This window comes from Paenibacillus sp. JT22N7, assembly GCF_059383875.1.
Window position 1 is genome coordinate 339,149 of the sequence record NZ_JBXENY010000005.1, and the last position, 17,644, is coordinate 356,792.

The following is a 17,644-nucleotide window of genomic DNA, read 5'->3' on the forward strand; positions in this document are numbered from 1 at the left end:
TTTTTATATTTTGAGCATATGGTGGTCTTACAATGACAATCCTTTCCTGGTTAGCAGGACCTAATGGTCAACTGCTCGCATCTTCATGCGTTATTCTCATCCTTATTCTTATGTTATTCATGTCTGTGCGCCTTAGCGCCAGCTACAAGAACAATCGAACGTATGGGCTGCTCAATGCAACGCTGCCCTTCTTCATGATTCATCAGGCGCTGCTGGCCATGCTTGCTTATGCAGGCACCGCTATTCCGCCGTGGATTCATCTGCTGGCTACAACATTGCAAATCATTTCTTTTATCATTATAAACCTTGTTTTCATGAAATTATATACTCATCGGGGAACCCGCCTGAAAGTGACGCCTTTTGTCGTCATGCTCGTTCTCACTTTTGTGATCGCTGGGCTGCACATTACGTATATGTCCTTCACTGGAGCAGAGGCTGCCTCAAGCAGAGCAGGCAACTTTATCGGCCTTGATTTTTACGCCCTGATCGTTACGTTTCTGGTTTTGCTCGATACGAAGGGTATCGATATGAATACGAAATATTTCGCCAGCCTCGTCACCTATTTCGTCTATGAGCTCGCTCATTTGGCTGATGCGTACGCTTTTCACGGCACGATGCCAGGGATGCAAATTTTCACCTATTTGCTGTCAGTCGTCTATTTTGTCCAGCTGTTTCTGCTGTTGTTTGATTGGGTTATTGAGCGTCTTATTGCAACCTATCAATCGTCGATTACCGATGGTTTGACGGGGCTGTATAATCGCCGCACTTTCAATATGAAGGCGGGCCAGCTGATGAAGCGCGGCAAAGGCGTGGCCGTTATTTTCTGCGACATTGACAACTTCAAGCAGCTTAATGATACGCAAGGCCATCATAAGGCGGATATTGTGCTGAAGCAGGTGTCGGAAATTTTGAAAGAGGAATCGGCGGGAATTGGAACGGCCGGAAGATATGGCGGCGAAGAGCTGCTCACCTGCATTACCCTCGACAAGGTGAAGCCGGAGCGGGTAGCTGAATCGATCCGCAAGCGCGTAGAGCTGGAGACGATCGTAACGATCAGCGTCGGCGTATGCATCGCGAAGAAAAACGCAGACATTCAGGAGCTGGTGAAAGCCGCTGATGAAGCGATGTATACATCCAAAAAAAGCGGTAAAAACCGCGTCACCATAGCTCCCGCCTCTGCGGCTATGAAGCAGTCGCTTTAGAGATAGCTCGGCTCATGATGATTTTCAGCCATTTGTTTAAAATTCTGTTCATTCAGAATCTGAAATGTAGCGAAACAAAATGATATGCCTTGGTTTAAAATCAACAAAGACGAACCTGCGGAGGTTTAACTGATTCGCAAGTGCGTCTTTGTTTTGTCTTTCTAGATGAGCTTGGTTGTCGCATTACAAGACTGGCACCGTTTTATTGTACTTTTGTTACCTGATTAGGTTAAAGTCTAGTGACCCAAAGGGCCGGGTCACTAGATCTTTGTGGCAATAATTGAGATTAAGTTCATATATTTCCCGTCGTCAGCATTCAGCAGCGCGATATTATCGCGTGCATGGTCGTTGTCGCACTGAAGCCATTCGTGCCACGCTTTAGAAAAGCAATTCATTTCTCTTACCGATTCCACGTAAACATTTGGCGACTGCTCCCATAATTTCTGCCACCAATTGCAAGTATACCAATGAATATCATCCGTACTAGGTGAAAAGAACGGCTGCAACGCCTCAGGTACGCCCCCATCAAACTCGCATTCCTTTTTGCAAAGGCAAATTTGCCGTTAATTCCTCGATTATTACAATTGAACTAGGCCCCATTAAATTTGCTCTTATGAAATCAACGTTACCTAGGTCCCGTTTATTCATATTTGAGTCTCCTTTACTTTCTTAATAGGATATTTCCAATAAATCAACTCTTGATCTTCGTTGTCCATTTGAAATTCTAATTTCAATAACGCATTCTTAGAACCAATATTGTCAAGTTCGCATCTCGCTGTTATGATTTTGACATCATCGTGATTTAGCGCCCACTCTAATAATTTCTGAGCGGCTTCAAAGCAATAACCTTTGCGACGGTGGCTATCATTCGTTGCAAATCCAATTTCAATCATACCGTTTTGATCGGGATCTCCTAAAAAACCAATCCCTCCAACAATTTCTTGAGTATCTTTTTCCAATATGATCCATGAGTCATATCCTCTGGAGCCGTTATTTTTAATCAGTCGTTCTCGAAAGTAAGGTAATGCCTCAAAAAAATCAGGACCTGGCCATTCTCCGTTAGATTTGTAACCCATAGCTTCAATAGCGCCGGTATCATGACGAGCTGCTGCGTCGATCAAATCAAGATCCAGTGTTTTTAATATGAGCCGTTTCGTTTGAAGTTTCATGTATTGTCCGCCTTTCTCTTACTGATTTTGGATCCAAAACATTCGATTTCGTTTGACCAATATTTGAAATTTTTCGATTCCACCCCCTATGCCAAAAAATAGAAAAGGGTAGAGATGAACATACGTCATCCCTACCCTCATGTTACCTGCTATTGAGCAACAAAAAAATCCGCGCTGAATCAGCACGGACATGAACTCATTATAACAGGTATCCCTAAGGATCTGGTTATATCCGTTGTTCTTAACTAATTCCGAAGCTTTCAATCCCCACCCGCATAACAAAAATCGGGCAGACGGATAGTAGGTACATGAAAACCTCATCATATGGAACTGGTTTAGTTAAGAATAACTCCAGACAAAAAAATCTCTCCTTAGTGAACTTTAGTCATTATACCAAAGACAATTTCACCTGCCAACCCTTCACCATATTGTAAAAACGTTCATTGGAAGCATTCTGCCCTCTAGCCTAATAACGAATCGTAAGTCTAACACTTTATTTTCATCTGACACCTTTTGAGAGAGCTGGTTGTCCGCTGCATATCATTCAGTTAGCCGACGCTTTCCGTCCTGTCAAAATCGACTTCTCCGCCAGGATACAGCGTCGAGCTGTACAGCCGTTTCTGCTGCGGCAGTGCTTCTCCTGCTCCAGCTGTCCGTTCTAGCGATAGCGGCTTGCTTGCATAAATAGTCGCCAGCTCATCGTTATAAATAACAACCTGCTCCGTCCCGCTTCCTAGCAAATCCGCATGTACCGCGTAGCCTTCCATAGGAAACTCTGCAACGACTTCTCCATAACCGTCATACAGGGCAGGAAATACGCCGCCCCCACGGCGGTAGCCAAGAATATAGTCAGGCGCCTGCTCGCGCCAGACGCTCACCGTCTCAATGATCGTCAGCCAGCCAGCCGTACTGCGGTCCTCCTTCCACAGCTCTTGTCCTGTGGCATCAAGCAAGAACAGCGCGTCTTTCCCTTTCAGGCCTTTGCCATCATCCTCGCGTACGAGCCGGTCGAGCCCGGCCACTTGCAGACCAGGCGAGTCGCTGCGAAAACGTCCTAGTGCGATGTGCTGCGATTCAATGGAGCCTTCATAACGCCATAACTCCTCGCCGCTGCGGCTGTACATGACCGTAACGCTGCCGCCAATGACGAGCTCCGGCTCTCCGTCGCCATTCACATCGCCAACCCAGATGCAGTCGGCATGGTCATCCAGATCCGTACAGCTCCAGCGGACCTTGCCCGCCGCATCCAGCAAATCATAGCCCGCCATTACCTCATCCTTGCCGTCGCCATCCAAATCGTACACCCATGGATAATGCCCCGGGTTGCCCTCATGCGTCCACAACAGCTCAAAATGCCGATTAAGCGCCCACAGCTTATGGTAGCGGTCTTTCAAAATAATGTCGGAGGCGTGCTCGCCGCCTGATAAGTTCGCAATGATGATGCAGTCATGGGCATGAGGATCCGGCAGGTCATAGCTTTCCTTAACCGTCCCAGTCGCGCCATCCAGCAGCAAAAAACGGTCCTCCATAATGCATAGCACCTCCAGCCTGCCGTCCCCATCCAAATCATAAATTTGCACGGGATAATCCGAGCCTTGTTTGCCTGCCTCTGGATCTGGCTTGCCATGCTGCCACAGCAGCCTGCCCTGCAAATCATAGGCGGTCAGGCACCGTACCTGATGGGGAATATAGCGAACATCCTGCCGATTGTCCGGCTGTACGAGCAGCAGTTCCATGCGGCCATCACCATCCAAATCGCCGATCAGCATTTTGCAGCGCGGCCCTGCCTCCCTAATGTCGATGCTTCCGAGCGTATATACCGATTCCGTTCCTGACATAATCGTTATTCCTCCTTGCTTCCTATAAGGGATACGCGGCTGCCGCCTGCAACTTCGAGCTTTACGCCATCTACGCTAAGCCAGATGCTTTGCGCATTCGGATTTTCCACAAACGTTAAAGCAGCTGAAAATTGCAGCCGCTCATACGCTTTTATATAATCAACAATCTCCTTATTCGTTGCGTACCAAATATCATCCCGGCCCCCGATGTACTCGCAAAACTGCTCCATCAGCTCCCAATTGCCTTGGTCATCAAACTCGTAGCTGTGGCCCCATACGTACATGAGATACAAATATTGCGTTTTGTGCAGTCCCGCAAACGTCTCCGCATGCTCCATCAGACGATCATTATGGTGGCAGGTCGCCTTCCATTCATGCCAATCGTCTGGCAGGCCAAAGCCTCCTGTCGTCTGTACAACCCGCGCATATTCAATGCCCAGCGAGGGCAGCATCGTCTTAATCGCTGGACTGAACGAACCATTCGGATAAGACATCCCTCTAACGGCATACCCGAACAATTGCTCCAGCCGTTTGCGGTCCTCCATCACCTCATGCACAATCTGCTCAGCCGGGCATCGTGCAATCGTCGGATGGGTCAGCGTATGAGCGGAAACCTCGTGCCCGTCGTAAAGCTTTACCGCCTCCTGCTCCGTCAGCCTGCGCCCCGTGCCGAACAGCCCGCCATTGATATGAAACGTGCCTTTAATGCCATGCTGGTTAAAAATATTTACGAGGCGCTTATCTGCGCTCACGCCATCGTCGTAACTCATCGTCAATGCTTTATGCTTGCCCTGTGGAAAACAAAGCAGTATAGACGGCATCTTCATTCCTCCCCATATACTTTCAAATTGGTATATTCCGCAACGAGCGGCGCCATTTGCCGAAATCCGATTTTGCCAGCTCCGAGCAGCGGGCCATAAGCTACGCCGTCATCCTTCCATTCCAGAATAGGCAGCTCATTCATAGAAAAATAAATGCTGCCGCCCCGCTTCACAAGCAGCATGCGATAGCTTTCTGCGCAGTCTGCCGTCCCCGGCAGCGGATCGGCGCCTTGCGCCACGAGATGAAAGCCGTAGCTTTTGCGCAAATTGCAAGTATGGAACTGCCGTTCCTCCGGCCAGCGTCTGCGAAAATAAGCCAAATGCAGCGCATTTATATCGCCGTGATGATATTGCTCATAGGGGCCGTTTCGCGCAGCAAGCGCACAATCGAACAAATCCTCCCCGCTGCGCCCCTCCGCTGCAAAAAACAAGATCGCCAGCCCCGGCTCCGCAATCGGGCGAAAATCCCAAGCAATCGCCACATCCGCCGGAAAATGATGCGGGCACCATAATACAAAGTTCGCCTGCTGGCCTTCTGCCGCATCCCGGGCACTGGCTAGACGCAGCCGCTGCTGCGGAAAGGAGAGGACAGCATCCCCCTCCGCGCGGAAACCGTTCATATCCTCCGCACAGCTCAGCGGATTGTCATAGATCAGCTTCCAGTGAGCTGGTATCATCGCCCGCTCAGCTCCTTCTGCTCCTGCGCTTCTGCCGCTGCACCGATCTGATCGGCCTGGCCATCGCCGCCTGTCCCTGGAGGCGCCAACTCCATAGCAGGCAGCGCCTCTGGGATCAGCTCCAGGCTAATGATCGTATTCAGCGACCACTGCGACGCCTCATTCGTATTGATCCAATCGATTTCCTTCATACTGCGGATGTTTTGGACAAGGGCAGCCTCGCCCAGCAAGTCCGTGCGGGCAAAAGCATTGCCCAGCAGCGTTTTCCAGGCAAAGGCTGCCGTTGCCGCATCTTGGCGGCGGAAAGCGCCGTAAGCGGTAATCGCAATGCTGAGGACCGGATGCTCAAAACGGCTGTCGCTGATTTCCCCGCCCGTCAGCTCATCCTTTTGCTCCTGCGTCCAGTTGTAATAAACGCCTAACTCACCCATCATATCTTCCCATTCCGGGTCCTTCAGCATCATCGCCAGCTCAAACCACACCTGCGGCGCACCCATGCATATGGCCAAATGGCGGCCATAATTGTCCTCGCCAAACGGCGTAAGCACATTGGTCGTCGGGTCATAGCCATATGTTGGCCCGGAGATGAGCCGATATTTCGCCTGCTTGACGCTGTTAATGCCGGTTACTATTTTATCCCGGTACACCGTATCCTCGAAGCGCTCCCAGCGCGTCATCCAGTTTGAACTGAACGCGGCCCAATCCGGCCCGACGCGAATATGGGCCGGATGCTCGTCTTTTGGAAAATATGCGCGCATCGGGTCCAGCACCACCGTGCTGAAATCGGCGTCCTTTACCTCATCAAGCATATCGCCAATGCGCTCATCGGCGGTCAAATAATAGTAATAGCGGTGCAGCCCCGCCATCGCAATGCGCGCCTCCTTGCAGCCGCAGCCCCAATGGACCACATTATGCCGCGAGCCAAGCCCGGCATATTCGCCAAAATGATACACATCCACCTCGCTCGTATGCCGCGTCATCGCCTCAGCCAAACGGAAAATATCCTCGCGTCCGCTGCGCATGAACATAAGCCACAGCCACATATTCGGCACCAGCTCTGAATTTTGCCATGCACAGCCGCCAAGATCATAGTTCCACACATGACGGACCGGATCATAGCTGTGCATGAAATCGCCAAAATCCCAAAAGCCGTACCAACGGCGCTGCTCCACCTCAGCCTGATAAAAGGCGACAATGCCATCCAGCCGCTCCTCTAGCTGCGCCTTTGCAGCGGTGCTGCGATCCGGCAAGCTCCAAATGCCGAAGGCACGTGCCTCATGCAAATGCTCCGGCTCGCATACAAGCTGGGAGGGCGACTGAATTTCCGCCAGCATATGCGCCAGCCCCTCTTCATTTGGCGTTGCCGCCGTGCACCAAAGCGTCAGCTCGCTCGTATTGGCAATGCCGTACGGCGTTGCCCGCAGCTCCTCCGAGCCCTCATAAGCCGATTCCACATACGTTTGTGTATCGTAATGCCGCAAATCCATCGCCGGCGCATCCGGCGACCAGAACCACACATTTAGCTCGGCCGAAGTCGAAGCTGTATGGCGAAGCTCCAGCGAGGCCGGATGCTTTTTCCAAAAATTCCGCATACCTGCAGCTAGGCCGCCGCCCTCGCTTCCGATATAGGCAAGCCCTTCCGCACGGCTTCCCTCACCCGCCTTCAGCCAGCTGCACTCCGCCTTCGTGCGTTTCGTCGCCACATAGTGATCCGCTGAATGCTGCACCAGCTTGAAATCATCCCAGACCGCCGAATTTTCCAGCAGCCCGAGAAAATAAGCATCCTCGTCCGCATCAAAAGCGACCGCTTCCCCCGCAGCTTGCCGTTCAAACAGCTCGCGGTATTTGCCTTTCGTCCGCCGAGTATGCAGCGATTTCGGCGATTCCCGCAAAAAACCGCCGTCATTGCCCGCCAACCGGGCATGCCGATTGTAAAGCGGCCCCCGCATCGGTACAGCGAGCGACAGCCCCAGCCCTTTTATGTAATCCGCATGCGGATTGCCGTCATAGAAAAACGTGTGGACAAGGCGAATTGCATCCAGCCCCGCATACAAATAAAAGCGCAGCGTAAACGGTATCCATTCTCTGCTTGGACTGACTCTGACTACATTTTGCTGATTGGGCCTGTTCGGGTCAGCCGTTTGGCTTAAATTGTAGCTCGCGCGATGCTTGCCCGTCAGCTTAATGACCGCCCTGACCGGGCCGTCCTGCTCAACAGCCGCCGCATGAACAAAGCCGTGAAACGGCTCCTCGCGCAGCGTTAAAGCGCCGTGCAGCTGGTTACGGCTTTCCTTCAAGCACACCAGATCGCCGCCGCTGCACAGCTCCTGCTCCCCGCGCTTAATGCTGCGGATGACTCCCCTGCCGCTTCGCGCGAACGTACAAACGATAACACCTGTATCTACGATGATCGACTCATCGGTTGTCACGATTTTAAGGACGGGCTGCTCGCCTTCCGCAGCCGCATCAGCAGCCCTATCAAGCTCCTGCCTTGCTGCCGCTGCCAGCTTAGCCAGCTGAAAGCTGTCCGCAGCGCCGGAGCTGACCGCCGCATGGGCGGACCATTTGATGCTGCCATCCGGCCAAAAGGCGGTAGGCCAGCTTTGCATCGGCAGCGCTGAAGCGCTTGCCACCTTTTCCATGCCTGCTGCCTCGCTATGCAGAACAAGCGAATCGCCGCGCAGCAATTCGCCTTCCTTCCAAGGAACACCCCATGTTAAACCGACAGGCGCAGCCGCCTTTTTACCTAGCCATTTAAGCTTGACACTCATTGCCAGCACCTCTTTCTTCTAAGCTGCTTTCTATACTAGAAGGATGATCGTTTGCGGGCAATGACACTTTTTTGCTCCAAGATCCTTTTGCAGTAAACGCCACTTAAGCGACCTAGATCAGGTATCAAATGCGGACCTTTCAAGGCTTGCACTTTCTTGCAAAGGCTTGAACTTTATTGCTTTAGCTATAGGCAGCAGTTGATGCCAGTTTCAGCATTGCGGCCGCTACCTAGCTACTTCTCTTGCTGCTTTTCTTGCAGAGCTCCTGCCTTGCTACTCCGCTTGGCTCAGCTCGCGATAGCGGCTTGGCGTCATGCCCTCCAGCTTTTTGAAGATGCGATTGAAATAGCTGTGCTGATAGCCGACGCGCTCAGCGACGTCATTAATTTTCAGCACGGACTCGCGCAGCAGCTCCTTCGCTTTGTCCATGCGCAGCCCAGTCAAATAATCGATGAAATTTTTACCCGTCACCTGTTTAAACGACTTGCTCAGGAAAAAAGGATTCATGCCGATATGCTCCGCGCAGCTGTCGAGCGATATATCGCTCATATAATGCTGCTGCAAATACAGCATCGCATGCTCGATCTGCCGCTTCACCTGGGCATTCGTCCGCTCGCCCAGCTCCCTAAGAAACGGAGCGGCAATCATGCCGCGGAACCAGTCCAATAGCAGCTCTGGCTCGCGAATTTGCGACAGCTGCTCGTAGCGGTTCGCACCCTTGAACAAGCGGTTCGGGGCGATGCCCGACACCATAATTGCATGCTGGACGGCGCCGAGCAAATGCAGCATGCCCTGCTGCACATCCATTTCCTTCGCCTCGGCGCTGGACAATGCTTGCAGAAACTGCTCCAGCAGCTCGTAAGCCTCCGCTTCACGCCCCGTCCGGAGCGCCTGTATAAACTCCCGCTCCAGCGTAAACGGGTAGGCAGGCTCCGCTGCTGCGCTGCCCTGCTCTTCCAGCTGCTCCATATCAATGATTTGATTTTCCTGATCGTAGCGCCTGAAGCTGACCGCATGCTTCGTCTCTTCAAACAAATGCGGAATCTCTGTTATGCTCGCTGTATCCGGGCTGATCGCAATCGTCGCCCGCATATTAAGAATTTGGTTGAACGCCTGCATCGCCGCTTCGCTGAATGCATGCAGCTCCTCGCGATACGAGCGCCCTTCCGGCACAATAATGAGCAAGCCCGCTGCCAAATTATGAAAGTTAATCGTATTGCTCTGCTCAAAATAGGTGGCCGCAAGCTCCTCCATCATATTGACCGCCGCAAACGTCGCCAGCCCCTCATCGCCGTATTTGAATTTGCCCTCCAAATTAGCGATGCCGGTCAGCTTCATATATAGCACCATATAATGTGTGCCCGGCTCTATCTGCCATTTGTAACGCTCCATTCGGCGAAGCAGCTCCCCTTCGGAGTAATCCGCCAAATAGCCTTGCAGCAGCTGATGCAGAAAGCTCTCCTTCACATGAGGCAGCTGCTCCGAAAGCTTCGCATGCAGCTCCTCGCTTTCCCGGTGCAAATGCTGCCACTCCCGCTCGATCCACGTAAACTCGCAATCCGGCTTGCCTGCTGGCGCGCTTCGCTCCCGCAGCACCGTCATCAGGCGATTGACCGGGGAATATATGCTGCGCGAGGCAAGCCACGCTAGAATGGCCGCAAGCAGCAGTGCGCCAAGGCTGACCGCAACAATGCTTTTCGAGACGACCATAACCGGCTCTGTAATGCCCGTAATCGGCGAAGCAGATACATAAGTCCAATTGTCTGAAATTCGTGACAGCTTGCCATAGGAAACCGCGTACGTCATGCCGCTCTCGCTGAACCGAAACAAAAATGAACCTTTATTCGAGCTCTCAGCAGCAACCGCCTCGTTTAAAGCGCTTACAAATTCAGAATTCCTGTCATTCCCGCTCGTGGATGCGTACAGCTCCCCATTATCCTGCATTAAATACGTTTCTCCGCCTTCACCGGGCGTCATCGTCCGCAGCATATCGCTAACCTTGTCGTTATCAAGCCTAATAAGCAGCGCTCCGAACGGATGCAAGCTGCCTCCAGGAACGTAATGCACAAGTGTCAGCTCTTTTTGGGACGGACGAGCCGCGTCAAAGGCCACCTGTGTCCAATAAGCTACTTTATCCGATTGGAGCAGCCCTTCATAGGCTTCTGCCTGTCCATCTCCTTGCAGCACGCCATATTCCGGCCCGAACAGCACATGCTGATCCCCGCCAAGATACAGCCCGACCTGCTTGTTCATCGTATTGGAGCCTTGCATGACCAGCAGCGTCTTCGTAATGTCACGCGCCTTCTCGAACTGCTGCACATAGTCCCGATTGCCGAGCGTATAATCGAATTTGGAATCGAATGCCCAGTGCGACAGCATCAGCTCCAAATTCGTCAGCTGCTCGTCAATGCTTTGCGCCCGCTGCTTAATTTGCTCATTATGCTGCTCCAGCAAGCGGTCCTCCAGTATGCCCCCAGCCAAAAAATAAACGAGCGCCCCGGTAATCAGTCCCGGAATGCTGCAAACGACGAGCAGCAAAATAAGATTTTTGCGATAAAATCTTCCTTTCGGACCCGCTGCTTTCCCCGCCCCCGGCATAAGCCTGGCTTTCATTCTTTTGATCATGAGCTCACCCACTAGCTGAAAATTAGGCGATTGCAACGAATCCCCTTTGTAAACGCATTCGCTAAGCAGGCTGAATTTCCTGCCAATCACGCTTCAATTTATTTATTTGTTACATATAATGGAATCGCATGGAACAGGAATAGACAGAAGACCGCTGCTATATGCGGTTCCTCTGCCTATTGCCCTGCCCGATCAGGCTATCAGCCTTGCGCGGCAAGCGTAAACGGCTGTCGCCGTCCTCTGGCGGCAAAGCTAGCGTTTCGCGCTGAAATATAAGCCCGTTATAAGGGTGTAACTTATAAATGCTTATATTTCATAAAAGCTCTTATTTACTTGCTGCATACAGCTCGTTCATTTCCTTGCTCAGATCATCGCCGCCACTCGTTTTCCACAGCTTGATCGCGTCTTTAAAACCAGCCTCGTCGATTTGACCGACGATAAATTTAATCCGGGCATCATTCATAATATTGTCCAGCTGTGCGCCTTTTTGCGTATAAACATCCGAGATGAAAGGCTCTGCCGGATTCGTCACGATAAGCTGTTCATTTTCCTTCTGCACCTCAGTCTGCTTAATGCGCAGCGGCGTCTGCTTCACTTTCGTCGACTTGTCCTCTGGAATAAAGCTGAGCATCTGATTGAGCCCCTCAACCTCGGATTCCAGCAGCGCTGCATCCTTGCTCGGCTCAAGCGCACCATCCACGATCGTATGATGCTTGTTTTCAATGCCATACCCTAGCAGCGTCTGCATTTCGGGTTCGCTCAGTTGATCCATAAACTTGAGGATTTGCTTCAGCTCCTCCTCGGTTTTAACGGACGATTTAGGGAAGGCCAGCAAGCCGGCAAAGCCGGACGTTGGCAGCGTATGAACCTGTCCATCCGTTCCTTTCACCCCGCCAAATACATCCATATAATGCACATCCGGCTGGTCTTTGCCCGCTGCCGCAAGCGCAGCATGAATTTTATCATCGGCCCGCGCCGCGCCGTCCACGACGTCCACAATGACGCCAGCCTGATTATTAACAAGCGGATCATTCCATTTCGCCGAATCCATAATGGCAAAATCCTGATTAATCAGCTTTTCATCGTACAGCTTTTTCATAAATTTAAGCGCTTCCAAATACTCGGGCGTTTCATAATCGACAACGAGCTTGCCATCCCGCTCGCCCCATTTGTTCGGTGACCCAAACCACAGCTTAATCGTATCGAAGCCGCTTGCCCACTGTCCCGTCCATTTGACCATGACCATGCCGTACGTATCGTCCTTGCCGTTTTTGTCCGGGTCCTTCTCCTTGAACGCCTTCAGCATATTGTAAAAATCATCAATCGTTTGCGGTGTTTGGAGGCCAACGGCATCGAGCCAATCCTTGCGGAAAAATACCCCATTGCGACCAAGGGCGCGTCCGCGGTACAGACCGTAATTTTTGCCATCAACCGAGGAGTTGTTTAAAATAACCGGGTTCGCCTGGCTCAAATTTTTGTAATCCTTCAAATAAGGCCCGATTTCCCAAAACGCGCCGGACTTCGCGGCATTAACGAAGCTCGGTGACTTCACATCTGGCACATACATAATATCCGGCAGCTTGCCCGAGGCGAGCGTAATATTAAATTTATCCGTATAAGAGGCGTTCGGCACCCACTCAAAATGAATGTCGGTATTCGTCCGTTTCTCGATTTCGGCTGCTACCGGACTATCATCCTTCGGGAAATTCGTTTTAAAAATCGGCAGCATAATATTGAGCTGCAGCGCCTTCTCGGCTGCCGGGCTCTCACCTGCTGCAGTCGGTGCAGCAGACGAACCTCCCGTACTGCCTTCGGCATTTCCTCCCTGCTGCGAGCAGCCTGCAATTACGGCTCCCGCCATTGAACCAACGAGCAGCATGGGCAGCAAACGTTTTCTCTTTCCTTCTTTCTTTCTCATCGCTGACGCCTCCCTTAATCATTTATCATATATGGTAAAATACCAAACCGCCAGCTACTTGCGCGCTAAATCGGCTTGTTTGTGTTGCCTCACGGAAACAGCTCTGACGTGCCTTCGCCATTAGCCCTTAATGGAGCCAATCAGCACGCCTTTGGCAAAATGCTTTTGCAAAAACGGATACACGAGCAAAATCGGCACGGTGCCGACGACGATAACCGCCATCTTGATCGATTGGTCGGGCGGCTTGACGAAAGACGGATCCATCGCATTAACGTCGCCTGCCGCAGCCTGTGACAGCAGAACAATTTGACGCAGCAGCACTTGAAGCGGCCATTTTTGCGGATCATTTATATACAGCAGCGCCGCGAAAAAATCATTCCAATGCCCTACCGCATAAAACAGCGTGAAGGTCGCAAGCACTGGCTTTGAGAGCGGCAAAACGATGCGCCACAGCAGCCCGAGCTCCGTACAGCCGTCAATGCGGGCCGCTTCCTCCAGCCCCGGCGGCAGCTCCTGGAAAAAGTTTTTAATAATGATCAGGTTGAAGGCGCTAATCGCCCCCGGTATAATGAGTGCCCAATAGGAATCGAGCATCCCCAGCTCGCGAATGACCAAATACGTTGGGATCATGCCGCCGCTGAACAGCATCGAGAAAATAACGAGATTCAGCACGACATTGCGGCCCATCAAATTGCGGCGTGCCAGCGGATAAGCCATCGTGACCGTGAAGAACAGGTTCACCAGCGTCCCGAACGATGCGATAAACAAGGAAACGCCAATGCTTTTCATAATCGTATTCGTAGAAAAAATAAATTCATATGCCGCCAGCGAAAACGTCCTTGGTATGAGAAACACCGTACGCTGGGTCAGCTCCGCATCGGTTGCGAACGAGCCCGATATGACGAAAATAAACGGCAGCACCGCCGCCAGCGCACAGACGCTGAGCACGATATAATTCGCAGTATCAAACACTCTGCTGGATACGGTATTGTAATGCTTAGCCATTTTTTCAAGGCCCCCTTCTTCCATACTGTATAATATATTGGTGTTCAAGAGGCTGCGCTGCATGAAAAGATTGACCTCCGATCGCTATCGCTTCTCCGATTCAATCTTTTCATTCCGCTACTCCTTTTTCACCATGCTTTTAGCTAGTACAGCCCCGACTGACCAAAGCGCTTCGCCAAATAGTTCGCCCCGACGACAAGCACGACGCCGATCAGCGATTTGAACAGCCCAACTGCGGTACTGTAGCTGAATGCGCCTTGGGTAATTCCCATCATGTACACATACGTATCGAATACTTCTGCCGCCTGCCGGTTGAGCGGGTTCAGCATGAGATAAATTTGTTCAAAGCCATTTTCAAGAATGTTGCCCATGCGTAAAATAAGCAAAATCACAATCGTGCTGCGTACTGCCGGCAGCGTAATATGCCAAATTTGACGCCAGCGATTCGCGCCATCCATCGTGGCGGCTTCATATTGTTCCATATCTACACCTGCAAGCGCAGCGAGAAAAATAATCGTCCCCCAGCCGCATTCCTTCCAAATGGTTTGCATAATGATCAGCGGCTTGAACCATTCGGGTGTGGCGAGAAATTCGATTTTGTGCCCGGTATACTGCTCCAGCACTTCGTTGACAGGGCCCCCGGCCGTCGTCAAAAATACATACGTCATACTCGCCACAATAACCATGGAGATGAAATGCGGTACATAAATCATCGTCTGCACCGTGCGTTTGAAGAATGCGAAGCGTATTTCATTCATCAATATCGCCAGCACGATCGGTGCCGGGAAGAAAAATACTAAATTGTATAAGGAAAGCAGCAGCGTATTGCGCAGCAGCATAAAAAACTCGGGATTGGCAAAAAACAGCTGAAAATGCTCCACTCCCACCCACTCGCTTTTCAAAAATCCGGTAAACGGCTGGAAATTTTTGAACGCCAGCAGTACGCCCCACATGGGCACATATTTAAATACGATAAAATAAAGCAAGCCTGGCAGCAGCAATATGTACAGCCATTTGTCTTTCTTAAGCCGCCCCAGCACGCTTGGACGATAGTCCCGGGACGGCTGCTTGCCAGCTTCCGGCATAACCGCCATTTGTTTCATCCTCGCTCACCTCCAGCTTTCATTCGTTTACTTTTGTCCTGCCGCGTCGTTGGCCTCACTTATCACACTAATCTTACTCGGCCTCACTCATTTGCGGTGTAGCCTTAGTATGCGGGCAGCTCGCATTTTCCCGCAATTAGACATTCTTGAACCGCGCTGCTATGGGGTTTTTGGGCGTTTCGCCAAGAAAGTGCAAACCTGTGCAAAAGGTATTAAACCCGAATATTAGCCCTGTTAAAAAGTCCGATTGCCAGTCGGCAGCAGCGCCTATTAAAGTACAAAGTAAGATCAACGGAAAGGCGTGAGTTTAGATGAAGGGACCGCTGGAAGGAAAGCTGTATCATGGGGCGGCACTGTATCCTGAGCTTTGGAATGCTGATGTGCTTGCGGAGGATATGGCTTTAATGAAGCAGGCTGGCATTAATGTTGTGCGAATGGGCGAATTTATTTGGTCCAAGCTGGAGCCTGAGGAAAATCGGATTGACATTCGGTTTTTGGCTGAAATCATCCAGACGCTGTATGAAAATGAAATCGATACGATCATATGCACACCGACAGCGACACCACCGATTTGGCTATCGCATGGACATCCGGAGCGGCTGTTCGTCAATGAGAAAGGCGAGACGCTGGGACATGGGTCGCGGCAGCATGCGTGTACGAACAACGCCTACTTTCGCGGACGCTCGGCGATCATTATTGAGCAGCTCGCTCAGGAGCTTGGCAGGCTGCCAGGTTTGATTGGCTGGCAGCTCGACAATGAGTTCAAGGCGCATGTAGCCGAATGCATGTGCGCAGGATGCTTGCAGCTGTGGCATAGCTGGCTGGAGCAGCGGTATGGAACGATTGAGCAGCTGAATGAAGCGTGGGGCACTCATATTTGGAGCGAATATTATAATCGCTTTGATCAAATTCCCCAGCCAGGTGCAACGCCATTTCTGCATCATGCGTCGCTGCAAACGATGTATCGGCTGTTCTCGATGGAGATGCTTGCAGAATTTGCCGAGGAGCAAATTGCCGTCATCCGGCGCCACTCGGCGCTGCCGATTACTCACAACAGCAGCATCGCCTTCCATGTGGATATTGAACGGCTGTTCCAGCAGCTGGATTTCGGCGCCTATGATACGTATGCGTCCAGCATCAATTGGCCGGCCTACTTGATCAACTGCGACTTATGGCGCAGCGTCAAGCGCGGCAAGCCGTTCTGGGTTATGGAGACGAGCGCCAGCTACAGCGGCTCGCTTGAGAGCTATGCGACACCTCACCCGGATGGTTATGTGAAGGTGGAAGCAGTCGCCGCTTATGCACTGGGCGCGGGAGGCTTCTGTTATTGGCCTTGGCGACAGCAGCACGCAGGCAGCGAGCAGCCGCATGGCTCAGTCGTAAGCGCTTGGGGCAAAAAGACGATTGGCTATGCCAATGTCGAGCAGGTTGAGCAGGCGCGGCGCGAGCTGGAGGACATTCTGCTGGCAACCTCGCCCATGCAGGCTGAGCTAGCGATGACCTATTCGGATCGCGCCAAAGCCTACTTGCGTACCGAGCCGCTGCGCAAGCTGAATCATCGCGGGCTCGTCACCGATTTTTATGCCCGGCTGGTCGCGCTCGGCATTCATCGCGACTTAATTATGGAAGGCAGCGAGCTCGGCGGATACAAGCTGCTGCTTACGCCATTCATGCCCTACTTGCCGCCGGACTACATCGACCGTGCCCTCGCCTTCGTTCGGGAAGGCGGCATTTGGATCGCGGGCCCGCTTACGGGCGGCCGGACGGAGCATCATACTTGGCATACCGATGCCGCTTTAGGAAAGCTGGAGGAGCTGGCTGGCGTGGAGGCTACGTTCGTTTATCCGATGGACGGAACGAATGCGTATGGACAAGCATTCGGCCTCCAGGCCCCGCTTGGCATGTGGAGCTCGGTGTTTGAGCCCCGGGGAGACAACGACCTCTCTGGCGGCGCATCCGCTTCTGACAGCGATGGCCAGGCAACCGCAATCGGCTGCGTTCAGCGTGGGCTGACGCCAGGCGCCGCGTTTATAACCGAGCGCCGCATCGGTCAAGGCAAGCTTGTCATGCTTGGCTCCATGCCGCAGGGCGATGAAGGGGATGCGATGCTGCGGCGCATGCTGCTGCATTATGCCGATGAAGCGGGTGTCACGCTGCGGTTTGAAGCTACCGAAGGCACCATTGTCGCACCTAGGCAGGGGGATGGCTATGTCATCTGGGTCATTATTAATATGGATGGTGCTGGCGGTAGCGTTACACTGCCGCGTGCAGGCGTAGACGCCTTGACTGAGGCTGCCATTGCCGCTGGCCCGCTTACGGTGGGAAGATATGAATATAGGGTCGTTCGTTTTTAATATAATCAAGTTAATTCTGATAAATCTTCACAAAATAATGGATATAAATGCACAAAAAACAGCAGCGGAGTAGGGCAGAAACTTGTGTCCTACTCCGCTGCTGTTTTTTTGTTTCAATGTAACCACGTAGTTAAGCCTGACGTTAGAGTTCTTCATCATCA

The 17,644-nt window shown here is 51.9% G+C and carries 11 protein-coding genes; 2 read left to right on the top strand and 9 right to left on the bottom strand.

The annotated features are described in order from the left end of the window. Nucleotides 1–32: 32 nt before the first annotated feature. Nucleotides 33–1,202: a GGDEF domain-containing protein gene (locus AC50Y5_RS16010; RefSeq protein WP_494862017.1), complete on the top strand. Its 1,170-nt coding sequence runs from the start codon at nt 33–35 to the stop codon at nt 1,200–1,202. A 644-nt stretch (nt 1,203–1,846) separates the two neighbouring features. On the opposite strand, the gene AC50Y5_RS16015 is transcribed toward AC50Y5_RS16010, so the two are convergent. The 9 genes from AC50Y5_RS16015 to AC50Y5_RS16055 all read right to left on the bottom strand — a co-directional run bounded on the left by AC50Y5_RS16015 (nt 1,847) and on the right by AC50Y5_RS16055 (nt 15,111). Next, nucleotides 1,847–2,371 carry a GNAT family N-acetyltransferase gene (locus AC50Y5_RS16015; RefSeq protein WP_056041895.1) on the bottom strand — a complete coding sequence of 175 codons (525 nt, stop codon included), beginning with the start codon at nt 2,369–2,371 and terminating at the stop codon, nt 1,847–1,849. A 548-nt stretch (nt 2,372–2,919) separates the two neighbouring features. Next, nucleotides 2,920–4,209: a rhamnogalacturonan lyase family protein gene (locus tag AC50Y5_RS16020; protein WP_494862019.1), complete on the bottom strand. Its 1,290-nt coding sequence runs from the start codon at nt 4,207–4,209 to the stop codon at nt 2,920–2,922. A 5-nt stretch (nt 4,210–4,214) separates the two neighbouring features. Continuing rightward, complete coding sequence (locus AC50Y5_RS16025) at nt 4,215–5,030, bottom strand: polysaccharide deacetylase family protein (protein ID WP_056041898.1); 816 nt, start codon at nt 5,028–5,030, stop codon at nt 4,215–4,217. Nucleotides 5,031–5,032: 2 nt separating this feature from the next. Further along, complete coding sequence (locus AC50Y5_RS16030) at nt 5,033–5,707, bottom strand: DUF1961 family protein (RefSeq protein ID WP_494862022.1); 675 nt, start codon at nt 5,705–5,707, stop codon at nt 5,033–5,035. Beyond that, entirely contained in the window at nt 5,704–8,478 is a 2,775-nt protein-coding gene (locus tag AC50Y5_RS16035; RefSeq protein WP_494862024.1) for an exo-rhamnogalacturonan lyase family protein, read from the bottom strand. The genes AC50Y5_RS16030 and AC50Y5_RS16035 overlap by 4 nt, the downstream gene beginning before the upstream one ends. A gap of 273 nt (nt 8,479–8,751) precedes the next feature. Next, entirely contained in the window at nt 8,752–11,103 is a 2,352-nt protein-coding gene (locus AC50Y5_RS16040; protein WP_494862026.1) for a helix-turn-helix domain-containing protein, read from the bottom strand. Nucleotides 11,104–11,428: 325 nt separating this feature from the next. Then, nucleotides 11,429–13,021: an extracellular solute-binding protein gene (locus tag AC50Y5_RS16045; RefSeq protein ID WP_494862027.1), complete on the bottom strand. Its 1,593-nt coding sequence runs from the start codon at nt 13,019–13,021 to the stop codon at nt 11,429–11,431. A gap of 120 nt (nt 13,022–13,141) precedes the next feature. Then, the gene (locus AC50Y5_RS16050; protein WP_056042092.1) at nt 13,142–14,026 is read right to left on the bottom strand and encodes a carbohydrate ABC transporter permease; all 885 of its coding nucleotides are present in this window, start codon (nt 14,024–14,026) and stop codon (nt 13,142–13,144) included. A 143-nt stretch (nt 14,027–14,169) separates the two neighbouring features. Beyond that, nucleotides 14,170–15,111, bottom strand: a complete 942-nt coding sequence (locus tag AC50Y5_RS16055; protein ID WP_494862326.1) for an ABC transporter permease — start codon at nt 15,109–15,111, stop codon at nt 14,170–14,172. 329 nt (nt 15,112–15,440) lie between these two features. On the opposite strand from AC50Y5_RS16055, the gene AC50Y5_RS16060 reads away from it, so the two are divergent. Beyond that, nucleotides 15,441–17,483: a beta-galactosidase gene (locus AC50Y5_RS16060; protein ID WP_494862029.1), complete on the top strand. Its 2,043-nt coding sequence runs from the start codon at nt 15,441–15,443 to the stop codon at nt 17,481–17,483. Nucleotides 17,484–17,644 lie beyond the last annotated feature (161 nt).